At 61.5% G+C, this 19,410-nt stretch carries 21 protein-coding genes; 10 read left to right on the top strand and 11 right to left on the bottom strand.

Annotated elements, in window-relative coordinates; genetic code table 11:
• Nucleotides 1-80: 80 nt before the first annotated feature.
• A complete protein-coding gene (locus tag JZ00_RS22195) occupies nt 81-971 on the top strand; it encodes a DMT family transporter (RefSeq protein WP_039593354.1) in 891 nt (296 codons plus the stop codon).
• Between the two features lie 122 nt (nt 972-1,093).
• On the opposite strand, the gene JZ00_RS22190 is transcribed toward JZ00_RS22195, so the two are convergent.
• The 3 genes from JZ00_RS22190 to cysK all read right to left on the bottom strand — a co-directional run bounded on the left by JZ00_RS22190 (nt 1,094) and on the right by cysK (nt 4,425).
• Nucleotides 1,094-1,957 (bottom strand): DMT family transporter, encoded by an 864-nt coding sequence (locus JZ00_RS22190; protein WP_039593353.1) that lies wholly within the window; start codon nt 1,955-1,957, stop codon nt 1,094-1,096.
• A gap of 334 nt (nt 1,958-2,291) precedes the next feature.
• A complete protein-coding gene (locus JZ00_RS22185) occupies nt 2,292-3,230 on the bottom strand; it encodes an aspartyl/asparaginyl beta-hydroxylase domain-containing protein (RefSeq protein ID WP_039593352.1) in 939 nt (312 codons plus the stop codon).
• 220 nt (nt 3,231-3,450) lie between these two features.
• Nucleotides 3,451-4,425 carry a cysteine synthase A gene (gene cysK / locus JZ00_RS22180; RefSeq protein WP_039593351.1) on the bottom strand — a complete coding sequence of 325 codons (975 nt, stop codon included), beginning with the start codon at nt 4,423-4,425 and terminating at the stop codon, nt 3,451-3,453.
• Nucleotides 4,426-4,552: 127 nt separating this feature from the next.
• On the opposite strand from cysK, the gene JZ00_RS22175 reads away from it, so the two are divergent.
• The 3 genes from JZ00_RS22175 to JZ00_RS22165 all read left to right on the top strand — a co-directional run bounded on the left by JZ00_RS22175 (nt 4,553) and on the right by JZ00_RS22165 (nt 7,919).
• Nucleotides 4,553-5,629, top strand: a complete 1,077-nt coding sequence (locus JZ00_RS22175; protein ID WP_039593350.1) for a DUF748 domain-containing protein — start codon at nt 4,553-4,555, stop codon at nt 5,627-5,629.
• A 231-nt stretch (nt 5,630-5,860) separates the two neighbouring features.
• Nucleotides 5,861-6,706, top strand: coding sequence for an AAA family ATPase (locus tag JZ00_RS22170; protein ID WP_003184225.1), 846 nt, complete (start codon nt 5,861-5,863; stop codon nt 6,704-6,706).
• A 34-nt stretch (nt 6,707-6,740) separates the two neighbouring features.
• Nucleotides 6,741-7,919 (top strand): vWA domain-containing protein, encoded by a 1,179-nt coding sequence (locus JZ00_RS22165; protein WP_003198888.1) that lies wholly within the window; start codon nt 6,741-6,743, stop codon nt 7,917-7,919.
• Nucleotides 7,920-8,020: 101 nt separating this feature from the next.
• Here the strand turns inward: JZ00_RS22165 and JZ00_RS22160 are convergent, their stop codons facing one another.
• From JZ00_RS22160 to JZ00_RS22130, 7 genes are all read right to left on the bottom strand, one after another.
• Complete coding sequence (locus JZ00_RS22160; RefSeq protein ID WP_039593349.1) at nt 8,021-8,941, bottom strand: 5-oxoprolinase subunit C family protein; 921 nt, start codon at nt 8,939-8,941, stop codon at nt 8,021-8,023.
• Nucleotides 8,938-9,642 (bottom strand): 5-oxoprolinase subunit PxpB, encoded by a 705-nt coding sequence (gene pxpB / locus JZ00_RS22155; RefSeq protein ID WP_039593348.1) that lies wholly within the window; start codon nt 9,640-9,642, stop codon nt 8,938-8,940. Before pxpB ends, JZ00_RS22160 begins: the two co-directional genes overlap by 4 nt.
• Nucleotides 9,639-10,391, bottom strand: a complete 753-nt coding sequence (locus JZ00_RS22150; RefSeq protein WP_039593347.1) for a 5-oxoprolinase subunit PxpA — start codon at nt 10,389-10,391, stop codon at nt 9,639-9,641. The genes pxpB and JZ00_RS22150 overlap by 4 nt, the downstream gene beginning before the upstream one ends.
• A 63-nt stretch (nt 10,392-10,454) precedes the next feature.
• Entirely contained in the window at nt 10,455-11,741 is a 1,287-nt protein-coding gene (locus tag JZ00_RS22145; RefSeq protein WP_039593346.1) for an MFS transporter, read from the bottom strand.
• A gap of 218 nt (nt 11,742-11,959) precedes the next feature.
• A complete protein-coding gene (locus JZ00_RS22140) occupies nt 11,960-12,502 on the bottom strand; it encodes a DUF2937 family protein (RefSeq protein WP_039593345.1) in 543 nt (180 codons plus the stop codon).
• A 12-nt stretch (nt 12,503-12,514) separates the two neighbouring features.
• Nucleotides 12,515-13,291 (bottom strand): class II glutamine amidotransferase, encoded by a 777-nt coding sequence (locus JZ00_RS22135; protein WP_039593344.1) that lies wholly within the window; start codon nt 13,289-13,291, stop codon nt 12,515-12,517.
• 31 nt (nt 13,292-13,322) lie between these two features.
• Nucleotides 13,323-13,817 carry a hypothetical protein gene (locus tag JZ00_RS22130; protein WP_039593343.1) on the bottom strand — a complete coding sequence of 165 codons (495 nt, stop codon included), beginning with the start codon at nt 13,815-13,817 and terminating at the stop codon, nt 13,323-13,325.
• A 159-nt stretch (nt 13,818-13,976) separates the two neighbouring features.
• On the opposite strand from JZ00_RS22130, the gene JZ00_RS22125 reads away from it, so the two are divergent.
• Both JZ00_RS22125 and JZ00_RS22120 read left to right on the top strand, forming a co-directional pair.
• The gene (locus JZ00_RS22125) at nt 13,977-16,031 is read left to right on the top strand and encodes a S9 family peptidase (protein ID WP_039593342.1); all 2,055 of its coding nucleotides are present in this window, start codon (nt 13,977-13,979) and stop codon (nt 16,029-16,031) included.
• 129 nt (nt 16,032-16,160) lie between these two features.
• On the top strand, nt 16,161-16,634 hold the full coding sequence (locus JZ00_RS22120) for a cyclic nucleotide-binding domain-containing protein (RefSeq protein ID WP_039593341.1): 474 nt from the start codon (nt 16,161-16,163) through the stop codon (nt 16,632-16,634).
• Here the strand turns inward: JZ00_RS22120 and JZ00_RS31805 are convergent.
• Nucleotides 16,631-16,915, bottom strand: coding sequence for a hypothetical protein (locus JZ00_RS31805; protein WP_039593340.1), 285 nt, complete (start codon nt 16,913-16,915; stop codon nt 16,631-16,633). The genes JZ00_RS22120 and JZ00_RS31805 overlap by 4 nt on opposite strands.
• A 76-nt stretch (nt 16,916-16,991) precedes the next feature.
• Between JZ00_RS31805 and JZ00_RS22110 the strand changes: the two genes are divergently transcribed.
• The 4 genes from JZ00_RS22110 to JZ00_RS22095 all read left to right on the top strand — a co-directional run bounded on the left by JZ00_RS22110 (nt 16,992) and on the right by JZ00_RS22095 (nt 19,203).
• Nucleotides 16,992-17,678 (top strand): spermidine synthase, encoded by a 687-nt coding sequence (locus JZ00_RS22110; protein ID WP_039593339.1) that lies wholly within the window; start codon nt 16,992-16,994, stop codon nt 17,676-17,678.
• Between the two features lie 48 nt (nt 17,679-17,726).
• Entirely contained in the window at nt 17,727-18,101 is a 375-nt protein-coding gene (locus tag JZ00_RS22105; protein WP_003184246.1) for a YajD family HNH nuclease, read from the top strand.
• Nucleotides 18,102-18,277: 176 nt separating this feature from the next.
• Nucleotides 18,278-18,748: an RNA methyltransferase gene (locus tag JZ00_RS22100; protein WP_030141187.1), complete on the top strand. Its 471-nt coding sequence runs from the start codon at nt 18,278-18,280 to the stop codon at nt 18,746-18,748.
• Between the two features lie 77 nt (nt 18,749-18,825).
• Nucleotides 18,826-19,203: a YgaP family membrane protein gene (locus JZ00_RS22095; RefSeq protein WP_039593338.1), complete on the top strand. Its 378-nt coding sequence runs from the start codon at nt 18,826-18,828 to the stop codon at nt 19,201-19,203.
• The last annotated feature ends 207 nt before the right edge of the window (nt 19,204-19,410 follow it).

Here is a 19,410-nt window from a genome sequence, read left to right as displayed (position 1 = left end):
TCAATCCCTCGGCAACGCAACCATTGCCATCGGTGTTGGGCGGGGCGACACTTGCGGCCCGATCAAGGAAGGACACATTCGTGAACCTCGTCGATATCCTGCGCTTGCTGTCACTGGCCGCCATCTGGGGCGCGAGTTTTTTATTCATGCGCATCATCGCCCCGGTCATTGGGACGATTCCCACGGCGTTTTTTCGCGTTTCCATCGCCTTCGTCGGCCTGCTGGTCATCCTCGCCCTGATGCGTGTCGACTGGAATTTTCGCGGCAAGCTCAAAGTGGTGATGCTGCTGGGCCTGATCAACTCGGGGATTCCGGCAACGTTCTATTCGCTGGCTGCCCAGGTGCTGCCAGCCGGTTACTCGGCGATTTTCAATGCCACCACGCCACTGATGGGGGTGTTGATTGGCGGTTTGTTCTTCAACGAAAAACTCACCCTGGCCAAGGTCAGTGGTGTGTTCCTGGGACTGCTCGGCGTGGGCATCCTGACCCGCGCCGGCCCGGTGGCCTTCGACCTGCAACTGCTGATGGGCGCCCTCGCCTGCCTGCTTGCCACCACTTGCTATGGCTTCGCCGGTTTCCTCACCCGGCGTTGGCTCGATCATCAAGGTGGCTTGGACAGCCGTCTCTCGGCCCTGGGCAGCATGTTCGGTGCAACGGTGTTTTTGCTGCCGCTGTTTGGCTACAGCGTCATCAGCCAGCCGCCGGCCAGTTGGGGCGGTTGGAGCGTCTGGCTGTCCTTGCTGGGACTGGGGCTGGTGTGCACGGCGCTGGCGTACATCCTTTATTTCCGGCTGCTCAGTTCCATCGGCCCGGTCAAGTCGATGACCGTGACTTTCCTGATCCCGCCATTCGGCGTGTTGTGGGGCGCGTTGTTGCTGGATGAGCCGTTGGGCATGGCGCATGTGTATGGCGGGTTGTTGATTGCAGCAGCGCTGTGGTTGGTGTTGAAGCCTGGGGTGTCTAGCCGGTAGTCCGTTGGCGTGGCCGAAAAGCTTCGCGAGCAAGCCCGCTCCCGCAGGTTATTCGCAATCCTTGTGGGGGCGGGCTTGCTCGCGAAAGCGGTAGTGCAATTACCTGATACCTATCCTATAGGCTAGCGGCTCTTACGAAACACAAACACCAACCCCACGATGATCAGCACCATCCCCAGCAAGCTCAACAACGCCAACCGGTTGCCGAACACCAGGTAGTCCATGATCGCCGTCACCGCCGGCACGAGATAGAACAGGCTGGTCACGTTGACCAGGTTGCCCCGGGCAATCAGCCGGTACAGCAACAGCGTCGCCAATACCGACACCACCAGCCCCATCCACAGCACCGGCCCGAAGAACCCCATGCTGTATTCGAAGTGAAACGGCTGGAACGGCACGAACACCGCGCACAACACGAGCCCGGCAAGGTACTGCACCGGCAGCGTGCCCAGCGGATTGTCGGTGATGCGTTTCTGCATGATGGAGCCTGCCGTCATGCTCACCAGCGCCAGCAACCCGCACAGCATGCCCGCCAGGGACATGCCGGCCAGGCCGATGCCCTGGAACACCACCATGACCAACCCCACCAATCCCAGCGCCAGGCCGAACATCCGCTGCCAGGAACGCTGGCGCTCCATGAGCACCACGGTAAGGATTGGCTGCACGCCCATCAACGTCGCCATTACACCGGGGGTGACGTTCAGTTGCAGCGCCAGCAGATAGAAAATCTGGTAGGCGCCCAACAACACCAACCCCGTCGCTGCCGCGTACAGCATCGCCTTGCCCGTGCTGGGGAGCTTGAACTTCAGCATAGGAATCAACAGCACCAGCGCGCACAAAGCGATGGCAAAACGGATCAGCAGGAAGGCGAAAGGTGACGCGTGGGCCAGGCCCAGTTTGGAAAAGATCGCCCCGCTGCTCCACAGCAGAACGAACAGGCTCGTGGAAGCCGTCGCCAATAAGGCGTTTTTGGAAAAGGAAAACATGAAAACCACCTGTAGTCAGGCATTAAGCCAACTCAGCCGAAGCTGAAATCCAGTCGTTTTTTCAGGCGGGCACAGGGAACGGCAACCGTTGCCGATCAGCCCTGAACGCCAACACCCGGCGGTGATACGCAGGCGTATACCGGTGAGCGACTGACAGGTGGAGGGTATTGACCGATCTGCTCAGGCGACCTATTCCCGCACGGCACGACGCCAGCGTAGAACGCTGGAACCACGACCGCGGTGAATGGAAATGCAGGCATGAGCCGATCTCTTGGAGGATGGGTCCGAAAACCGAGCGCTGACTATAACCAGCGCCCGTTGTGTAACGCAATGTTTAAACAAACAACCAATAACCCAGTGCCGTCAGCACGGCTACGGCCAGCACAGGGCGCATCACCCGATACGCCTTGGGATGCCTGCGCTTGAATTGCTTGACCCGACCGCTGATACCGTCGCTGAACGACTTGCTCCAGGCATAGGCCTGGTTGATGCCGCCGACGCGTTCGTCGTCGAGGTTTTGCGGCGCGGTCGCGCGACCGAGAAACGCGCTGATGGTGCGGTTGACGCGGGCCATCAGCCGGCTTTTCAAGGGCCGCTCGACGTCACAAAACAAGATGACGCGGGTCTGCGGGGTTTCGTTCTTGACCCAGTGCACATAGGTTTCATCGAACATGACGTCTTCGCCATCGCGCCAGGCATAGATCTGACCGTCAACGAAAATCCGACAATTCTCGGAATTGGGCGTGGACAGCCCCAGGTGATACCGCAACGAACCGGCGAAGGGGTCTCGATGGGGGTTCAGGTGGCTGCCACCCGGCAGCAGGGCAAACATTGCGCCCCGGACGTTGGGGATCCGGCTGACCAGCTCGACCGTCCTGGGGCATAACAACTCGGCAGACGGCAGCGGTTTGTCGTACCACTTGAGGTAGAAACGCTTCCAGCCTTTCTTGAAAAACGAGCCGAAACCGGCGTCATTGTTTTTCTCGGCAGCCCGAATGTAACCCTCGTCGAACAGGTGCATGGCCTCGTCGCGGATCACTTGCCAGTTATCCTTGAGCACATCCAGCTCGGGAAATTGGCTGCGATCCAGGTAAGGTTTGGAGGGCACGCCGGAGAACAGATACATCAGCGCGTTATAAGGGGCGAACAGCGCCGAATGGTTGACGAACTGGCGCAACACCGGCAAACGCGCCTTGCCACGTAAATGCACATAAAGCGTACTGCCCATGAACAGCAACAGTACCGAGGACTTGGCGATAAACGAAACGGTCATGTCAAAGCTCCTTCTCGAAACCACTGACGCAACGCCAACTGCCCGACGTAGCCAAGGGCCATGCTAAACACCCATGGCCCGGGTAAAAACCGTCTGACGCAACATTCTCTGTTGAGTAAAACGCAACAATCACCTTCTAACACGCGTCACCTGAACCTTGGCTGACGCGCTTTCAAACGTGCCTCGCTACATGGCGCCTACCGCCATATCCGGCCTGCGGTTACTGCTGGGTCTCCTGCTCGGTAAACAGATCGCTGAACAGCATGCTCGACAGGTACCGCTCGCCCGAGTCCGGCAGGATCACCACGATGGTCTTGCCCTGCATTTCCGGCTTTTCCGCCAAGCGTGCCGCCACGGCCATCGCCGCGCCGCAGGAGATACCGCACAGGATGCCCTCTTCCTGCATCAAGCGCAGGGCCATGGCCTTGGATTCTTCATCGGTCACCCGCTCGACCTGATCGACGATCGACAAATCGAGGTTCTTCGGCACGAAACCCGCGCCGATGCCCTGGATCTTGTGGGGGCTGGGCTTGATTTCCTGCCCAGCCATCGCCTGGGTAATCACCGGCGAAGCCTCGGGCTCCACCGCCACCGACAGGATCGGTTTGCCGCAGGTATTCTTGATATACCGAGAGACCCCGGTAATCGTTCCGCCCGTGCCCACGCCCGCGACCAGCACGTCGACCGCGCCATCCGTATCGTTCCAGATTTCCGGGCCAGTGGTTTTCTCATGGATCGCCGGGTTTGCCGGATTGTCGAACTGCTGCGGCATGAAATATTTCGACGGGTCGCTGGCCATGATCTCGGCGGCTTTCTCGATGGCTCCTTTCATGCCCTTGGCGGGCTCGGTGAGCACCAGCTCCGCGCCCAGGGCCTTGAGCACCTTGCGCCGTTCGATGCTCATGGACGCAGGCATGGTCAGCATCAATTTATAGCCACGGGCGGCGGCCACGAATGCCAGGCCGATACCGGTATTACCCGAAGTTGGTTCGACGATGGTCATGCCCGGCTTGAGTTTGCCAGTGCTTTCGGCGTCCCAGATCATGTTGGCGCCAATCCGGCATTTAACTGAATAACCCGGGTTGCGCCCTTCGATTTTCGCCAGGATGGTCACGCCACGCGGGGCGATGCGATTGATCTGCACCAGTGGCGTATTGCCAATGGAATGGGCGTTGTCAGCGTATATACGACTCATGACCGGGTCCTTGAATGCAGAGGGAATTTAGCGCTTAAAGGTAAGCCTGTTACCCAAGGGCGTCCAGTTGCACCGAACGTTCCAGTTGTTACAGGAGTCAATGACTTTAACAACGGAGACTACTGTCATGAAGCGTCGATACAGCTGGCCACTGTGGGCTTTCGTCGCCATCGTTGCGCTGCTGGTGGCCCTGCATTTCGCCTTGCCCTACCTGGTACGCGACTACCTGAACGACAAGCTGGCGGACATGGGCGATTACCGCGGCCAGGTCGTCGATGTCGACCTGGCGCTCTGGCGCGGCGCCTATCGGATCAACGGCCTGAGGATCGTCAAGGTCGACGGCAAGGTCCCGGTGCCATTCGTCGATGCTCCGCTGGTCGACCTGTCCGTGAGCTGGCACTCGCTGTGGTATGACCATGCGGTGGTGGCGGAAGTGGAGTTCGCCCGTCCCGAAGTCAACTTTGTCGATGGCGGCGCCAACCGGCAGGATTCCCAAACCGGCCAGGGCACCAACTGGCGCGAGCAACTGGAAAAACTGCTGCCCATCACCTTCAACGAAGTGCGTATCCGGGACGGCAAGGTCACCTTTCGCAATTTCAATTCCAAGCCGCCGGTCAACCTGAGGGCCACCGACGTCAACGCCAGTTTCTACAACCTGACCAATGTGGTCGACACCGAAGGCAAGCGCGACGCCCGCTTTGAAGGCAAGGCCCTGGTGGCCGAACATGCGCCCCTGGAGATGCAAGCCACCTTCGACCCCCTGAGCAATTTCGAAGACTTCGATTTCCGCCTTCGGGCGACGAACATCGAACTCAAGCGCCTGAATGATTTCGCCGCGGCCTATGGCAAATTCGATTTCAATGCCGGCCATGGCGACCTGGTGGTCGAGGCCGAAGCCGACAACGCCAAGCTCAGCGGCTACATCAAGCCACTGCTGCGTGATGTCGACGTGTTCGACTGGCAGCAGGACGTGGAAAACCATAACAAGAACATCTTCCGCTCGGTCTGGGAAGCCCTGGTCGGCGCAGGCGAAACGGCCCTCAAGAACCAACGCAAGAACCAATTCGCCACCCGGGTGGAACTCAGCGGCAATGTCCACCAGCAGGACATCAGCGCCTTCGAAGCTTTCCTGCAGATCCTGCGCAACGGTTTCGTCCAGGCCTTCAATGCCCGCTACGAGCAGCCGCCGCCCTCAAAGGATTAGGTTTGGCGCCGATCTTCCAGCGCAGTAGACATGCCATCGAATGTATCGCCAAATTGGCGATACGAAATGCTGGCAAGGCGCCGAGACTGAGTCAACATGTGACGCCCCATTCAGAGACTGAATACAGCGTCTGCGTTCACAGTCGGCGGGGCCTCGCGGTATAGTCGGGCACGCTATTTATTTCGCGCGCCCCGCCTCGCCGGGCCGACGACACGTTCGAGGAAATTGCAGATGAAGTTCGAAGGCACCAGCGCCTACGTGGCCACCGATGACCTGAAACTGGCCGTGAACGCCGCCATCACCCTGGAACGGCCGCTGCTGGTCAAGGGCGAGCCGGGCACCGGCAAGACCATGCTCGCCGAACAATTGGCCGAGTCCTTCGGCGCGCGCCTGATCACCTGGCACATCAAGTCCACCACCAAGGCCCACCAAGGCCTGTACGAGTACGACGCGGTCAGCCGCCTGCGAGACTCGCAGTTGGGCGTGGACAAGGTCCATGACGTGCGCAACTACCTGAAGAAGGGCAAGCTCTGGGAAGCGTTCGAGTCCGAGGAGCGGGTGATCCTGCTGATCGACGAAATCGACAAGGCCGACATCGAGTTCCCCAACGACCTGCTGCAGGAACTCGACAAGATGGAGTTCTACGTCTACGAGACCGACGAAACCATCAAGGCCAAGCAGCGCCCGATCATCATTATTACCTCCAACAACGAAAAAGAACTGCCGGACGCCTTCCTGCGCCGCTGCTTCTTCCACTACATCGCCTTCCCCGACCGCGTCACCCTGCAAAAAATCGTCGATGTGCATTACCCGGACATTAAGAAGGACTTGGTCAGCGAAGCGCTGGACGTGTTCTTCGACGTTCGCAAGGTGCCGGGCCTGAAGAAAAAACCTTCCACTTCCGAACTGGTGGACTGGCTCAAGCTGCTGATGGCCGACAACATCGGCGAAGCGGTGCTGCGCGAGCGTGATCCGACCAAGGCCATTCCACCGCTGGCCGGCGCCCTGGTCAAGAACGAACAGGATGTGCAGCTGCTTGAGCGCCTGGCGTTCATGAGCCGTCGCGGCACCCGCTGATCCTCTTCGTTTAACAAGAGCGAGGGCGATTGCCATGCTGCTTAACCTGTTCAATGAGATGCGCGCCGCCAAGGTGCCCGTGTCGGTGCGTGAACTGCTGGACCTGATCAACGCGCTTAAACAGCGGGTGATCTTCGCCGACATGGACGAGTTCTATTACCTGTCCCGGGCGATCCTGGTGAAGGACGAACGGCATTTCGACAAGTTCGACCGGGCGTTTGCCGCCTACTTCAACGGCCTGGAGAAACTCGACGATCACCTCCAGGCGCTGATTCCCGAGGACTGGCTGCGCAAGGAATTCGAGCGCTCGTTGACCGACGAGGAACGGGCGCAGATCCAATCCCTGGGCGGCCTGGACAAGCTGATCGAAGAATTCAAGAAGCGCCTGGAAGAACAGAAGGAACGTCACGCCGGGGGCAACAAGTGGATCGGCACCGGCGGCACCAGCCCATTCGGCTCCGGCGGTTTCAACCCCGAAGGCATTCGGGTCGGCGACGCCGGCAAGCGCCAGGGCAAGGCCGTGAAGGTCTGGGACCAGCGCGAATACAAGAACCTCGACGACCAGGTGGAGTTGGGCACCCGTAACATCAAGATCGCCCTGCGCCGCTTGCGCAAGTTCGCCCGCCAGGGTGCGGCCGAAGAGTTGGACATCGACGGCACCATCGACCACACCGCCCGGGACGCCGGGCTCTTGAACATCCAGATGCGCCCGGAGCGCCGCAACACCGTCAAGTTGTTGCTGCTGTTCGACATCGGTGGCTCGATGGATGCCCACGTGAAGATCTGCGAAGAACTGTTTTCGGCCTGCAAGACCGAGTTCAAGCATCTGGAGTACTTCTACTTCCACAACTTCGTCTACGAATCGGTGTGGAAGAACAACCTGCGCCGCACTTCGGAACGCACCTCGACCCAGGACTTGCTGCACAAGTACGGCGCCGACTACAAAGTGATCTTCATCGGCGACGCTGCCATGGCGCCTTATGAAATCACCCAGGCCGGCGGCAGCGTCGAGCACTGGAACGAAGAAGCCGGTTATGTGTGGATGCAGCGCTTCATGGAGAAGTACAAGAAGCTCATCTGGATCAACCCGTACCCCAAGGACACCTGGGGCTACACCGCCTCGACCAACATCGTGCGCGAATTGGTGGAAGACCGCATGTATCCGCTGACGTTGCGGGGGTTGGAGGAAGGGATGCGGTTTCTTTCCAAATAAAGTCTTCCGGTGCCTGTAAGGGCTTCTTCGCGAGCAAGCCCCACACTGGATCTGCGTCGCACAGTAGATTCCTTGTGGAAGCGGGCTTGCTCGCGAAGCTGTCAGCGCTTGGAAAACACCTGCAAACACTCCACCTGTTGCCGATGCGCAACCGCCTGCACCACCGGCCGCAACCGCACCTGCGCCCCCGGCAGGCATTGCGCCAGCCGGGCCAGGGACAGCGGCGTCAACGCACCCAGGCGTGGATATCCGCCAATGGTTTGCCGATCATTGAGCAGCACGATCGGCTGGCCGTCCGGCGGCACCTGCACGGCACCGAGCGGAATACCCTCGGAGATCATCGCCGGCCCCTGATATTCCAACGCTGTGCCCAGTAACCGCATACCCATGCGGTCGGCGCGACTGTCCAGCGTCCACGCAGTGTTGAACGCATCGAAGAGGCTGCGTCCGCTGAATGCGCCATTCTGCGCGCCGAGGATCAGGTCCAGCGGCTGCGCTTGCTGGAAATCTGGAATTCGCACATGCGGCATGGGCCGCGGTGTCGCCGGGCCTGAATAGCTCAAATGCTCGCCGCGACAGAGCGCCCGCCCCCGCCCATCGAGGCCACCGAGTTCCTCCCGCACCACGGTCGCCCGACTGCCCAATACCGCAGGCGCATCAAAACCACCGGGGGCCGCCAGATAGGCCCGGGCACCGAGCACGGGTTGAGTGAGAGCCAGCACCTGGCCTTTGCGCAAGCTGAAGAAACGCCACGATGCCACGCCCTGGCCGTCTATCCGCGCCCCCAGGTCCGCCCCGGCCAGCGCCAGCACACAATCATCTTCGGCCACCACGGTAAAGCCACCCAGGGTGATCTCCACCACCGCCGCGTCCAGGTCATTGCCGAGCATCCAGTTGGCCCATGCCATCGACAACCAATCCGCCGCGCCGCCCTGGGTCACGCCCAGGTGCCTCACGCCGAACCGGCCGGCGTCCTGCAACAGGCACAGCGGGGTGCTGGCCTCGATCAACAACCGGCTCATGCCTGGGCCTCCAACGGTGTGTCGTCGCCACCCAAGGCAATGAATTCGGCGTGATCCACGGGAGCAAAACGCACCGTGTCGCCGGGTTGCATCAGGCTGTAGCCATCGCGCTCGCGATCGAACAGTCTGGTCGGCGTGCGCCCGATCAGGTTCCAGCCACCGGGCGACATCACCGGATACGCCGCGGTCTGGCGCTCGGCAATCCCGACGCTGCCCGCAGCTACGCGTTTGCGCGGCGTGTCGAGGCGTGGGGCGGCCAGTGCTTCATCCACCAACCCCATGAAGGCAAAGCCAGGCGCGAAGCCCAAGGCAAACACTTGGTATTCGCGCTCGCTGTGTTGACGAATCACCTGCTCCACCGTCAGCCCGCTGCGACTCGCCAGCAGGCCCAACTCCGGCCCGACACTGGCGTCGTACCACACCGGCAGCACGTGGCATTGGCCGGCGGACCGGGCATCCGGTGACAGGTTATGCAGCGCCTCGTCGATCAATTCGCGCGCCTGGACCGGGTTCAGGGCGAGCAAATCATAATGCACCATCAATGTCGTGTAGGACGGGACCAGGTCGATCAAACGCTCGGCAAACACCGCTCGCAGGCGTTCGCTGGCGGCGAGCATCCACGGCATGTTGGCCTCGGCGATCCCATCGAACAGACGCACCATCAGGCAGTCCACCGCCACCACCTCCACCCGTGGCTTCATGGCGCACTCTGCCGGTCCAGGGCTTCGCGGATGCGTTGCACGGCCGCCACGGAGCTGGCGTTGTCACCGTGCACGCACAAGGTGTTGGCCTTCAGGTGCAAGACACTGCCGTCGCTGGCGGTCAAGGCATCGCCACGGGCGATGGTCAACGCCTGCTCGATGATGATTTCGGGGTCATGGTGCACCGCGCCCGGCGCTTGCCGTGAAACCAGGCGGCCGGCACTGTCATAAGCGCGATCGGCGAAGGCTTCGAACCACAGGGTCACGCCGTACTCGTCGCCCAAGGCCTGGGCGGCGTGGTTGTCCCGGGTCGCCATGAGCATCAACGGCAGGTGCCGGTCGTACGCCGCGACGGCCTGGATCACCGCGCGCAGTTGCGCCGGGTTGGCCATCATGTCGTTGTACATCGCCCCATGGGGCTTGACGTAGCTGACGCGCCCGCCCTGGGCTCGGCAGATACCGTCGAGGGCGCCGATCTGATAGTGCAGCAAGTCTTGCAGTTCCTGGGCGCCATAGGCCATGGAACGGCGGCCGAAGCCCGCCAGGTCCTGATAGGCAGGATGCGCGCCGATCTGTACGCCGTGGCTCAGGGCCAGGCTGACGGTCTTGCGCATGATGCTCGGGTCGCCGGCATGGAAGCCGCAGGCAATGTTGGCGCAATCGATGAAGGGCATCACTTCGGCGTCCAGACCCATGGTCCAGCTGCCGAAGCTTTCGCCGATATCGCAATTCAGTAGCAGGCGGTTCACGGTGAACGCTCCTGTAGGTTCTTTCTTCTTAGACCGTGGGATTTGCATCCCACAGGTTATCAGTTACTCGGCTTCCAACTGCTTGCCTTGGGTTTCCGGCAGACTCAGCGCCGCCAGTATCACCACGCCGTAGGACACCGCCGCGAACGCGCCGATACCCACGCTCAACGGTACTTTCTGGCTCAGGATACCGATCAACAGTGGGAACAGCGCCGCCACTGCCCGGCCGATGTTGTAGCAGAAGCCCTGGCCCGACCCCCGAATGCGCGTGGGAAACAGTTCGGTGAGGAACGAGCCCATGCCGCTGAACATCCCCGAAGCGAAAAAGCCCAGGGGAAAGCCCAACCAGAGCATCACGTTATTGCTCACCGGCACTTGGGTGTACAGCAGGACGATGGTGAACGAACCGATGGCGTACAGGACGAAGTTCTTCTTGCGCCCGAGGATGTCCGACAGGTATGCGCTGATGACGTAACCCACATACGACCCGACGATCACCATCGCCAGGTAGCCGCCGGTGCCCAGGACGCTCAGGCCACGCTCGTTCTTGAGAAAAGTCGGCAGCCAGGACGTGATCGCGTAGTAACCGCCCAGGGCACCGGTGGTCAGCAGCGAGGCACGCAGGGTGGTGAAGAGAATCCCAGGGGCAAAAATCTCGTAGAACTTCGCCGGATTTTCCGGCGTCAGCCGTGCCTTTGTCTGGTTGTAGACCTCCGGATCCTTGACCAACCGGCGGACAAAAATCACGAACACCGCTGGCACGATGCCGAGGATGAACAGTGCGCGCCAGGCGTCTTCCGGCGGCAACACCGAGAACAGCAGCGCATACAGGATCGCGGTCATGCCCCAGCCCAGCGCCCAACCCGATTGCACCATGCCCACCGCTTTACCGCGGTCCTTGGCGCGAATGACTTCGCCCATCAACACCGCACCGGCCGTCCATTCGCCGCCGAAACCGAAGCCCATCAAGGTTCGTGCGATCAACAATTGTTCGTAGTTCTGGGCAAAGCCGCACAGGAAGGTGAAGAACGCGAACCACAGCACCGTCAGTTGCAGGGTACGGACCCGGCCAATGCGGTCGGAGAGAATGCCCGCCACCCAGCCGCCGATGGCCGACGCGATCAAGGTACTGGTGTGGATCAGGCCTGCCTGGCCAGTAGTGATGCCCCACATCGCAATCAGGGTCGGCACCACGAAACTGAGCATTTGCGTGTCCATGCCGTCCAGGGCGTAACCGATCTTGCAGCTCCAGAAGGTGCGACGTTCCTGCTGGTTGATGTTGCGGTACCAATCGAACGGGCCGGACCGGGCCTGGGGTTGGGGGACGCCGAGCGTGTCGGGTGCACTCATGGTGGTTCTCCACGGTTTTATTGTTGTGAGTCTCGACGACGCAGACGTGGAGACCGTTGCCCCGATTCTTGAGCGCGCAGCCGATCTCGTCCAACGAATAAAACCTTGGCCGGGTCATAAGAAAAATTTGATTGGACGGTACATCGCCAGGATAGCGGACCGCTCTTGTGATGAGGGAGCTTGCTCCCTCACTACAGCAAGCTCACTGATCCATCGAGTCAGAGCCCGCGCAGGTCGCGCTCTTCGATCGGCCGGCCCTGGCGCAGGCGCTTGCCGCCCAATACCACCCAGTCGATCAGGCGGAACAGGCATTCCAGGCCGAACGACAGCAACATCGCACCGCTGATGCCCCAGATCATTGCTTCGGGAGTCAGCAGGATCTGGTAGCTGTAGCCGTTCCAGGTCTCCTTGCGGATGTCCGGATCGGCGGCCAGCGCCACTTGCAACAGGCGGATGTACCACGGGCCTTGCATCGCCTGGAACTGCTTGTCCAGTGCCTGCTGGCGCACGAGCAAGGTGTTCAGGCTGTCGGCGTCACTGCGAAAGATCGGGTCTTCGCTGGCGCGGTAATGGGCCACCAAGGCCTGCATGTCACCCTTGAAGAATTGATTGGCGGTGCCCTGGAACCCCTGGAGACCGGTTTGCGCCTCGATCAGGTGAGCCTCGACCCGCTTGGCGTAATCATTGATGAACCCCGGCACCTGGACCCCCACCAGCAAGCCCACCGCGAACAGCACCAACCGTAGATAACTGAGCAACATAACGTGACGTCCTTATTCGGTCCGGCCGTGGCTGACGCATTCGCCGCGTCGCCACAGGCTCCATTGGCCCGGTTCATAGCGGGTCCAGGTTTCGTTTTCGGTCAAGGGTTCGGTGGCGATCACCGTGACCACATCGTTGGGCGTGGTTTCCGCCTGGAAATCGACGATAACGTCCACATCCTTGAGCCTCGCCGGGCCGAATGGCGCGCGACGGGTGATCTGGGCCAGTTTGGTCGAGCAATAGCAGAACAGCCAGTCGCCATCGCTGAGCAGGCAATTGAACACACCTTTGCTGCGGTATTCGGAGCAGGCCTCGACCAGCGACGGCAGCAACCGCTCCACCTCCACCGGCTCGGGGAAGGCCTGGCGCACGCGGTTGAGCAGGTCGCAGAAGGCCGCTTCGCTGTCGGTGTCGCCCACCGGGCGGTAGAAGCTCACGCCCGGCTGGAAATCGGCGAGCTGGCCGTTGTGGGCAAAACACCAGTTGCGGCCCCATAACTCACGCACGAACGGGTGCGTGTTGGACAGGCAGACCTTGCCGACGTTGGCCTGGCGGATGTGCCCGATCACCACTTCGCTCTTGATCGGATAACGCTGCACCAGGTTCGCCACTTCCGATTCGCTGCTGGCAGCGGGGTCCTGGAACAGCCGCAGGCCACGGCCTTCATAGAAAGCGATACCCCAACCGTCGCGATGCGGCCCGGTCTTGCCTCCGCGCTGCATCAGCCCGGTGAAGCTGAACACGATGTCGGTCGGCACATTGGCGCTCATGCCCAATAATTCACACATGCTCGAACCCTCGTTGGATGGGGCAGCCCGGTTACAGGCGCGGTTCGATACGCGAACGCTGGGGGTTGCTCGGCACGGGTGGACGGCCGTAACGGTCGTCACCAGCCACACCGAACGGCGGCTCGTCGTCAGGCTCGGCAGCAGCGGCGGCTTTCGCGGCGGCGGCGCGTTCCTTGCGAGCCTTGGCAGCGCGTTCGATGGGCAAGCGGATCAGCACCACGATCAGATACAAGCCGAAGGCGATCATGGCGTACATGAGCAAGTCGGACGCGGCGCGCCATACGTTGTTGCCCACCTTGAACAACACGTCCAGGGCGACGATGGCCAAGGCCGGGGCGACCTTTTCCTTCACCGGGTCGACGATGGTGGGGCTGAACAGCAACACCGCCATCAGCAACCGCAGCGGCTCGCGCAACCAGCGCCACATGAAGCGGGTCATGCGCATCCATACCAGGAGGCAACCCAGGGCGGCGAAGGCGTACAGGCCCCAGGCAATCAGATAGTCGTTCTCGGTCATGGTGTCCATGGCAAGGCAGGCAAAGAGGCGCTTATAGTAACGGCTTTTCGCTCGTCAGGCTGCCCCGGCGTCTTGCGGATGCCCGGCAGGGTGAGTTTTTCGGTCCGACGACAGAACCGACCCCGCCAGCCACTTGTCCCTTTTCGTATTACGCTCGAGAGTTTCTCCATGCCCCGATCTGCCCACGTTTTCGACGCCCCGATAGCCCACAAAAACCCTGGTGTCGATCCCTATGCCTGGCTGCAGGACCGCGACACCGACGCCGTGCTCGAATACCTCAAGGCTGAAAACAGCTACCAGGAAGCCGTGCTTGCCGACCAGGCCGAGCTGCGCGAAACGCTGTTCCGGGAAATCAAGGGACGGATCCTCGAGACCGACCTGTCCCTGCCCTCGCCCTGGGGTCCCTACTTGTATTACACCCGCACCACCGCGGGCGACGAATACCCGCGCCATTACCGCTGCCCGCGTCCGGCGGACGACAGCCTGACCGTGGATCAGAGCCGTGAACAGTTGCTGTTGGACCCGAACGCCCTGGCCGGCGGCGGATTCTTTGCCTTGGGCGCGTTCAGCATCAGCCCCGACCACCAGCGCCTGGCCTACAGCCTGGATACCACGGGCGATGAGATCTACACGCTGTTCGTCAAGGAATTATCCAACGACAAGGTCAGCGAACTGTCCTTCGAGAACTGCGACGGCAGCATGACCTGGGCCAACGACAGCCTGACGCTGTTCTTCGGCGAACTGGACGACACCCATCGGCCACACAAGCTGTTCCGCTATCGTTTGGATGGCACCGCCGCCGAAGAGGTATTCCATGAGCCGGACGGGCGTTTTTTCCTGCATTGCTACCGTTCGAGCTCCGAGCGCCAACTGATCCTGTCCCTGGGCAGCAAGACCACCAGTGAAGTCTGGGTGCTCGACGCGGCGCAACCGCAGCAGCCGTTTACCTGCGTAGCGCCACGGGTGGAGGACCATGAATACGACATCGATCACGGCCTGCTCGACGGTCAATGGACGTGGTTTATCCGCAGCAACCGCGACGGCATCAACTTCGCGTTGTACCAGGCCGCCGACACCGGCGAGGCGCCGACCGAGGCCGACTGGCAGAACCTGATCCCCCACAGCGATACGGTGATGATCGATGGCCTGAGCCTGAACGCCACGGCCATGACCTTGAGCCTGCGCGAAGGCGGCCTGCCCATTATCGAAGTTCACCCACAGGGCTTGCCGACATATCGGGTGCAATTGCCAGACGCGGCCTACAGCCTGCACGTACAGAACAGCCTCGAGTTCGCCAGCGAGCGTATCCGCCTGCGCTACGAGGCGCTGAATCGCCCGGCACAGATCCGCCAGTTGGACCTGGCCAGCGGCGATCAGGTCGTGCTCAAGCAAACCCCGGTCCTGGGTCCGTTCGATGCCGATGCCTACGTCAGTCAACGACTCTGGGCCACGGCGCCGGACGGCACGCAGGTGCCCATCAGCCTGGTGGTCAAGCGCGAAGCCCTGGGCCAGCCGGTGCCACTGTATCTGTACGGCTACGGCGCCTACGGCGAAAGCCTCGACCCGTGGTTTTCCCACGCGCGGCTGAGCCTGCTGGACCGCGGCGTGGCGTTCGCCATCGCCCATGTGCGCGGTGGCGGCGAATTGGGCGAAGCCTGGTATCGCGCCGGCAAACAAGAGCACAAGCACCACACCTTCAGCGACTTCATTGCCTGCGCCGAACACCTGGTCGCCAATGGCTTCACCACCGCCGACCAACTGGCGATCAGCGGCGGCAGCGCCGGTGGGCTGTTGATCGGCGCGGTGCTCAACCAGCGTCCGGAACTGTTCAAGGTCGCAATTGCCGAAGTGCCATTTGTCGACGTGCTCAACACCATGCTCGATCCCGAACTGCCATTGACCGTAACCGAATACGACGAATGGGGTAATCCGCAGGAGCCGGACGTCTATGATCGGATCAGGGCCTACGCCCCGTACGAAAACGTCCGCGCCCAGGCGTACCCGGCAATGCTGGTGATCGCTGGCTACAACGACAGCCGCGTGCAGTACTGGGAAGCAGCCAAGTGGGTGGCGAAGCTGCGGGCTACCAAGACCGACGACAACCCATTGCTGCTCAAGACCGAACTGGGCGCCGGCCATGGCGGCATGAGCGGTCGCTACCAGGGGTTGCGTGACGTAGCGCTCGAATATGCGTTTGTGTTGAAGGTTTTAGGGGTGGCCTGAGGAACTCTGTGGGATGGCCGGGTCTTAGCTCCATGCGCTGGGCCCGGGCATGGCACTGCCATAAGGGTTTGACTTACATTCAAGACAATCCAGAACCGCAACAAACACAAGAAAAAAGACCGTCACGACATGTCAGAACCGACCTTACTGAACAACGAAATCCGCGACTGGCTGATGGACTGCGGTCTGTTCGACCAATTGCTGCCCGTCGATTTTGCCGCTGCGTCGGGTTACTTCAGCATCAGCACCGTCGCCCAGGGCGAGGCGATTTTCCGTGAAGGCGATGCGGGCAGCTTCATGTGCATCCTCCACACCGGACAGGTGGCCGTGCAGAAAACCGGCCCTGACGGTCAACCCGTCACTATCGCTACGCTGCGCAGCGGCCGGGCATTCGGCGAAATGGCCGTGCTTGACGGGGAACGGCGCTCGGCCAGTTGCATCGCCGCCACCCATTGCCAATTGCTGAACCTGGGCAAGGACTCCCTGGAAAAAATGCTCAACGACGCGCCCAAAGTCGCCGCCAAGATCATCCGCGCCCTCGCCGTTTCCCTGTCCAAGCGCCTGCGCATGGCGGACGGGCAGTTGCTCTCGCAGCAGGTCTAGCCCCCCGGCGACTTCGCCTTCGGCGGCTTGGGCTCCATTCCCGGTATCGGCTGGTCTTTCGGCGGTCGGGGCACCTCGATGGGCGGCAGCAGGGGCGGGCCGTTCCCTGGGGCCACCGTGGGCACTCCGCTGGGCGCAACCTTCGGATACGGCATGGGCGTGGCGGTGCCGGGAGAGCCGGGAATGCTCGGCGGCGCGACCGGAATCGTCGGTTGCTGGGCCTGGGCGCAACTTATCGAGAGCGCCGTCAGGGCAATGGCCGTTAGAATGATGCACTTCATCAATGGCTCCGTGGCTATTGTCTGCTTTCAGGCTAGCCCTTGCCGGGCCGGTCTGCTCTTTCCCCATGAGATTTCCATGAAACGTTTTGTTCTGCTCGACACCACGCCCATTCCCGACAACGGCGGTGCCTTGTGCCTGTTCGAGTACGGCGAGGACTTCGTGATCAAGATCCAGGGCGGCGACGGCGGGCAACTGATGAACACCCGCATGCACGGTTCCGAAGACGCCTTGGCCGAGATCCCATGCCGCAAAGTCGCCGGCCGCCCGGGGTCGCGCGTGTTGATTGGCGGCCTCGGCATGGGCTTCACCCTCGCCTCGGCCCTCAAGCACTTGGGCAAGAGCGCCGAAGTGGTGGTGGCCGAACTGGTGCCGGGCGTCGTGGAGTGGAATCGCGGTCCCTTGGGCGAAAAGGCCGGGCGACCGCTGTCGGACCCGCGCACGGTGATCCGCCTGGAAGACGTCGCCAAGGTGCTGCAAGCCGAGCCCCAAGGGTTCGACGCGATCATGCTCGATGTCGACAACGGTCCCGAAGGCCTGACCCAGAAGGCCAACAGTTGGCTGTATTCGGCCGGTGGCCTCGCCGCCTGTGCAAAGGCCCTGCGGCCCAAGGGCGTTTTGGCGGTGTGGTCGGCCAGCGCCGACCGGCAGTTTTCCGACAAGCTGAAGAAGGCCGGTTTCAAGGCCGAAGAGGTACAGGTCTTCGCCCACGGCAACAAAGGCACCCGCCACACCATCTGGATTGCCGAGAAGCTCAAGGGCTAAGCTAAACTCTGTCCAACCGTCATCCGTCTTTTCTACAAAGGTGAACCCATGAGTTCGTCCACCCCGCCGTCCAACACCGCCAAGCTGGACCGCATCCTCGCCGACGCCCAGCGCGACCGGGAAATGGGCTACCGCGACAAAGCCCTGAAAATGTACCCACACGTCTGCGGCCGCTGCGCCCGTGAATTTTCCGGCAAGCGCCTCAGCGAACTGACCGTTCACCACCGCGACCACAACCACGACAACAATCCCCAGGACGGCTCCAACTGGGAACTGCTGTGCTTGTATTGCCACGACAACGAACATTCGCGCTACACCGACCAGCAATACTTCGGCGACGGCTCCCTGAGCACCCCGAAGATCGCCAAGGCGACGCATAACCCGTTCGCCGCGTTGGCTGGGTTGATGAAGAAAGACGAGTGAACCTGCGGGCCGCCTTCACGAGCAGGCTCGTTCCCACATTGAATTTCGGCGTACGCAAAATCTTGTGGGAGCGAGCTTGCTCGCGATGGCGATCAAACAAACACTACATATCTCGAACCTGACCACCCTCCCCCGTTCCCGTATAATCGCGCCTTTTCCCAAAGGCACTCCCGTCCGTGGCCAACAAACGCTACAGCTGCATCGGTCTGTTCAACCCCAAGTCACCGGAAAACGTCGGTTCGGTCATGCGCGCCGCCGGCTGCTACGGCGTGGCGTCGGTGTTCTACACCGGCAAGCGCTATGAACGCGCCGCCGACTTTGTCACCGACACCAAGAAAGTCCACTACGACATCCCGTTGATCGGCATCGATGACTTGAAGAAAATCCTGCCCCTGGGCTGCGTGCCGGTGGCCGTCGAACTGGTGGAAGGCGCCCGTCCCCTGCCCGAATACACCCATCCGGACCGCGCCCTGTATATCTTCGGCCCGGAAGACGGCTCGCTGGACAAAGACATCCGCGACTGGTGCGAAGACGTGATCTACATCCCCACCAACGGCTGTATGAACCTGGCAGCCACGGTCAACGTCGTGTTGTACGACCGCATGGCCAAAGGCAACAACACTCGCTCGGGACCGCAATTCCGCTGACCGGCGGGAAATTCCATGGAACGACGGATTCGCTCAGGCAGTCAGCTTTATACACATCCCCACACTGGAGACAGATCATGAGCGATAACAATCCGTTCGGGCCGGTTGAGACCACCCCTTTCCAATCCCGCAGCCCGCAGAACGTCCACGGCTGGGAGCGCATTGGCTCACTGGCTGGTGGGGTGCTGATGATGGGCAAGGGTCTACGTCGCGGCGGAGTGCTCGGCCTGGCTCAGCTGGCAATCGGCGGCATGGCCCTGGCACGGGGCATTACCGGGCACTGCTCGGCCAAAAGTATGCTGGAAAGAAATCGTCAGCATCTGCACGACGCCCGTGCCCGCATCGAGCAGGCCGGCGACGAACTGAGCCGCATGAAGGCCAATGCCGAGGCGGCGACTGGCACGGCTACGGTGACGGGGAATGATTCGTTGGTTTCGCCTAAGGCTGGGCTCTGAATTTGCCCCGGAGCAAGTTTTCTTCCATAGAAGTTTGAGAATTGCACAGTCTCGTGGCGAGGGAGCTTGCTCCCGCTTGACCGGGCTGGCGCTCCATTGCGAAGCGCTCATCGGCTTTTTTTGGGGCCGCTGCGCGCCCCAGCGGGAGCAAGCTCCCTCGCCACAACAGCTTCCAGGCCATCGCGCGAAACTGTGGGGCTTGTTCGC

Source organism: Pseudomonas frederiksbergensis (assembly GCF_000802155.2).
GTDB lineage: Bacteria > Pseudomonadota > Gammaproteobacteria > Pseudomonadales > Pseudomonadaceae > Aquipseudomonas > Aquipseudomonas frederiksbergensis_A.
Note: the sequence above shows the minus strand (reverse complement) of the source record. Positions and strands in the feature narration are given on the sequence as shown.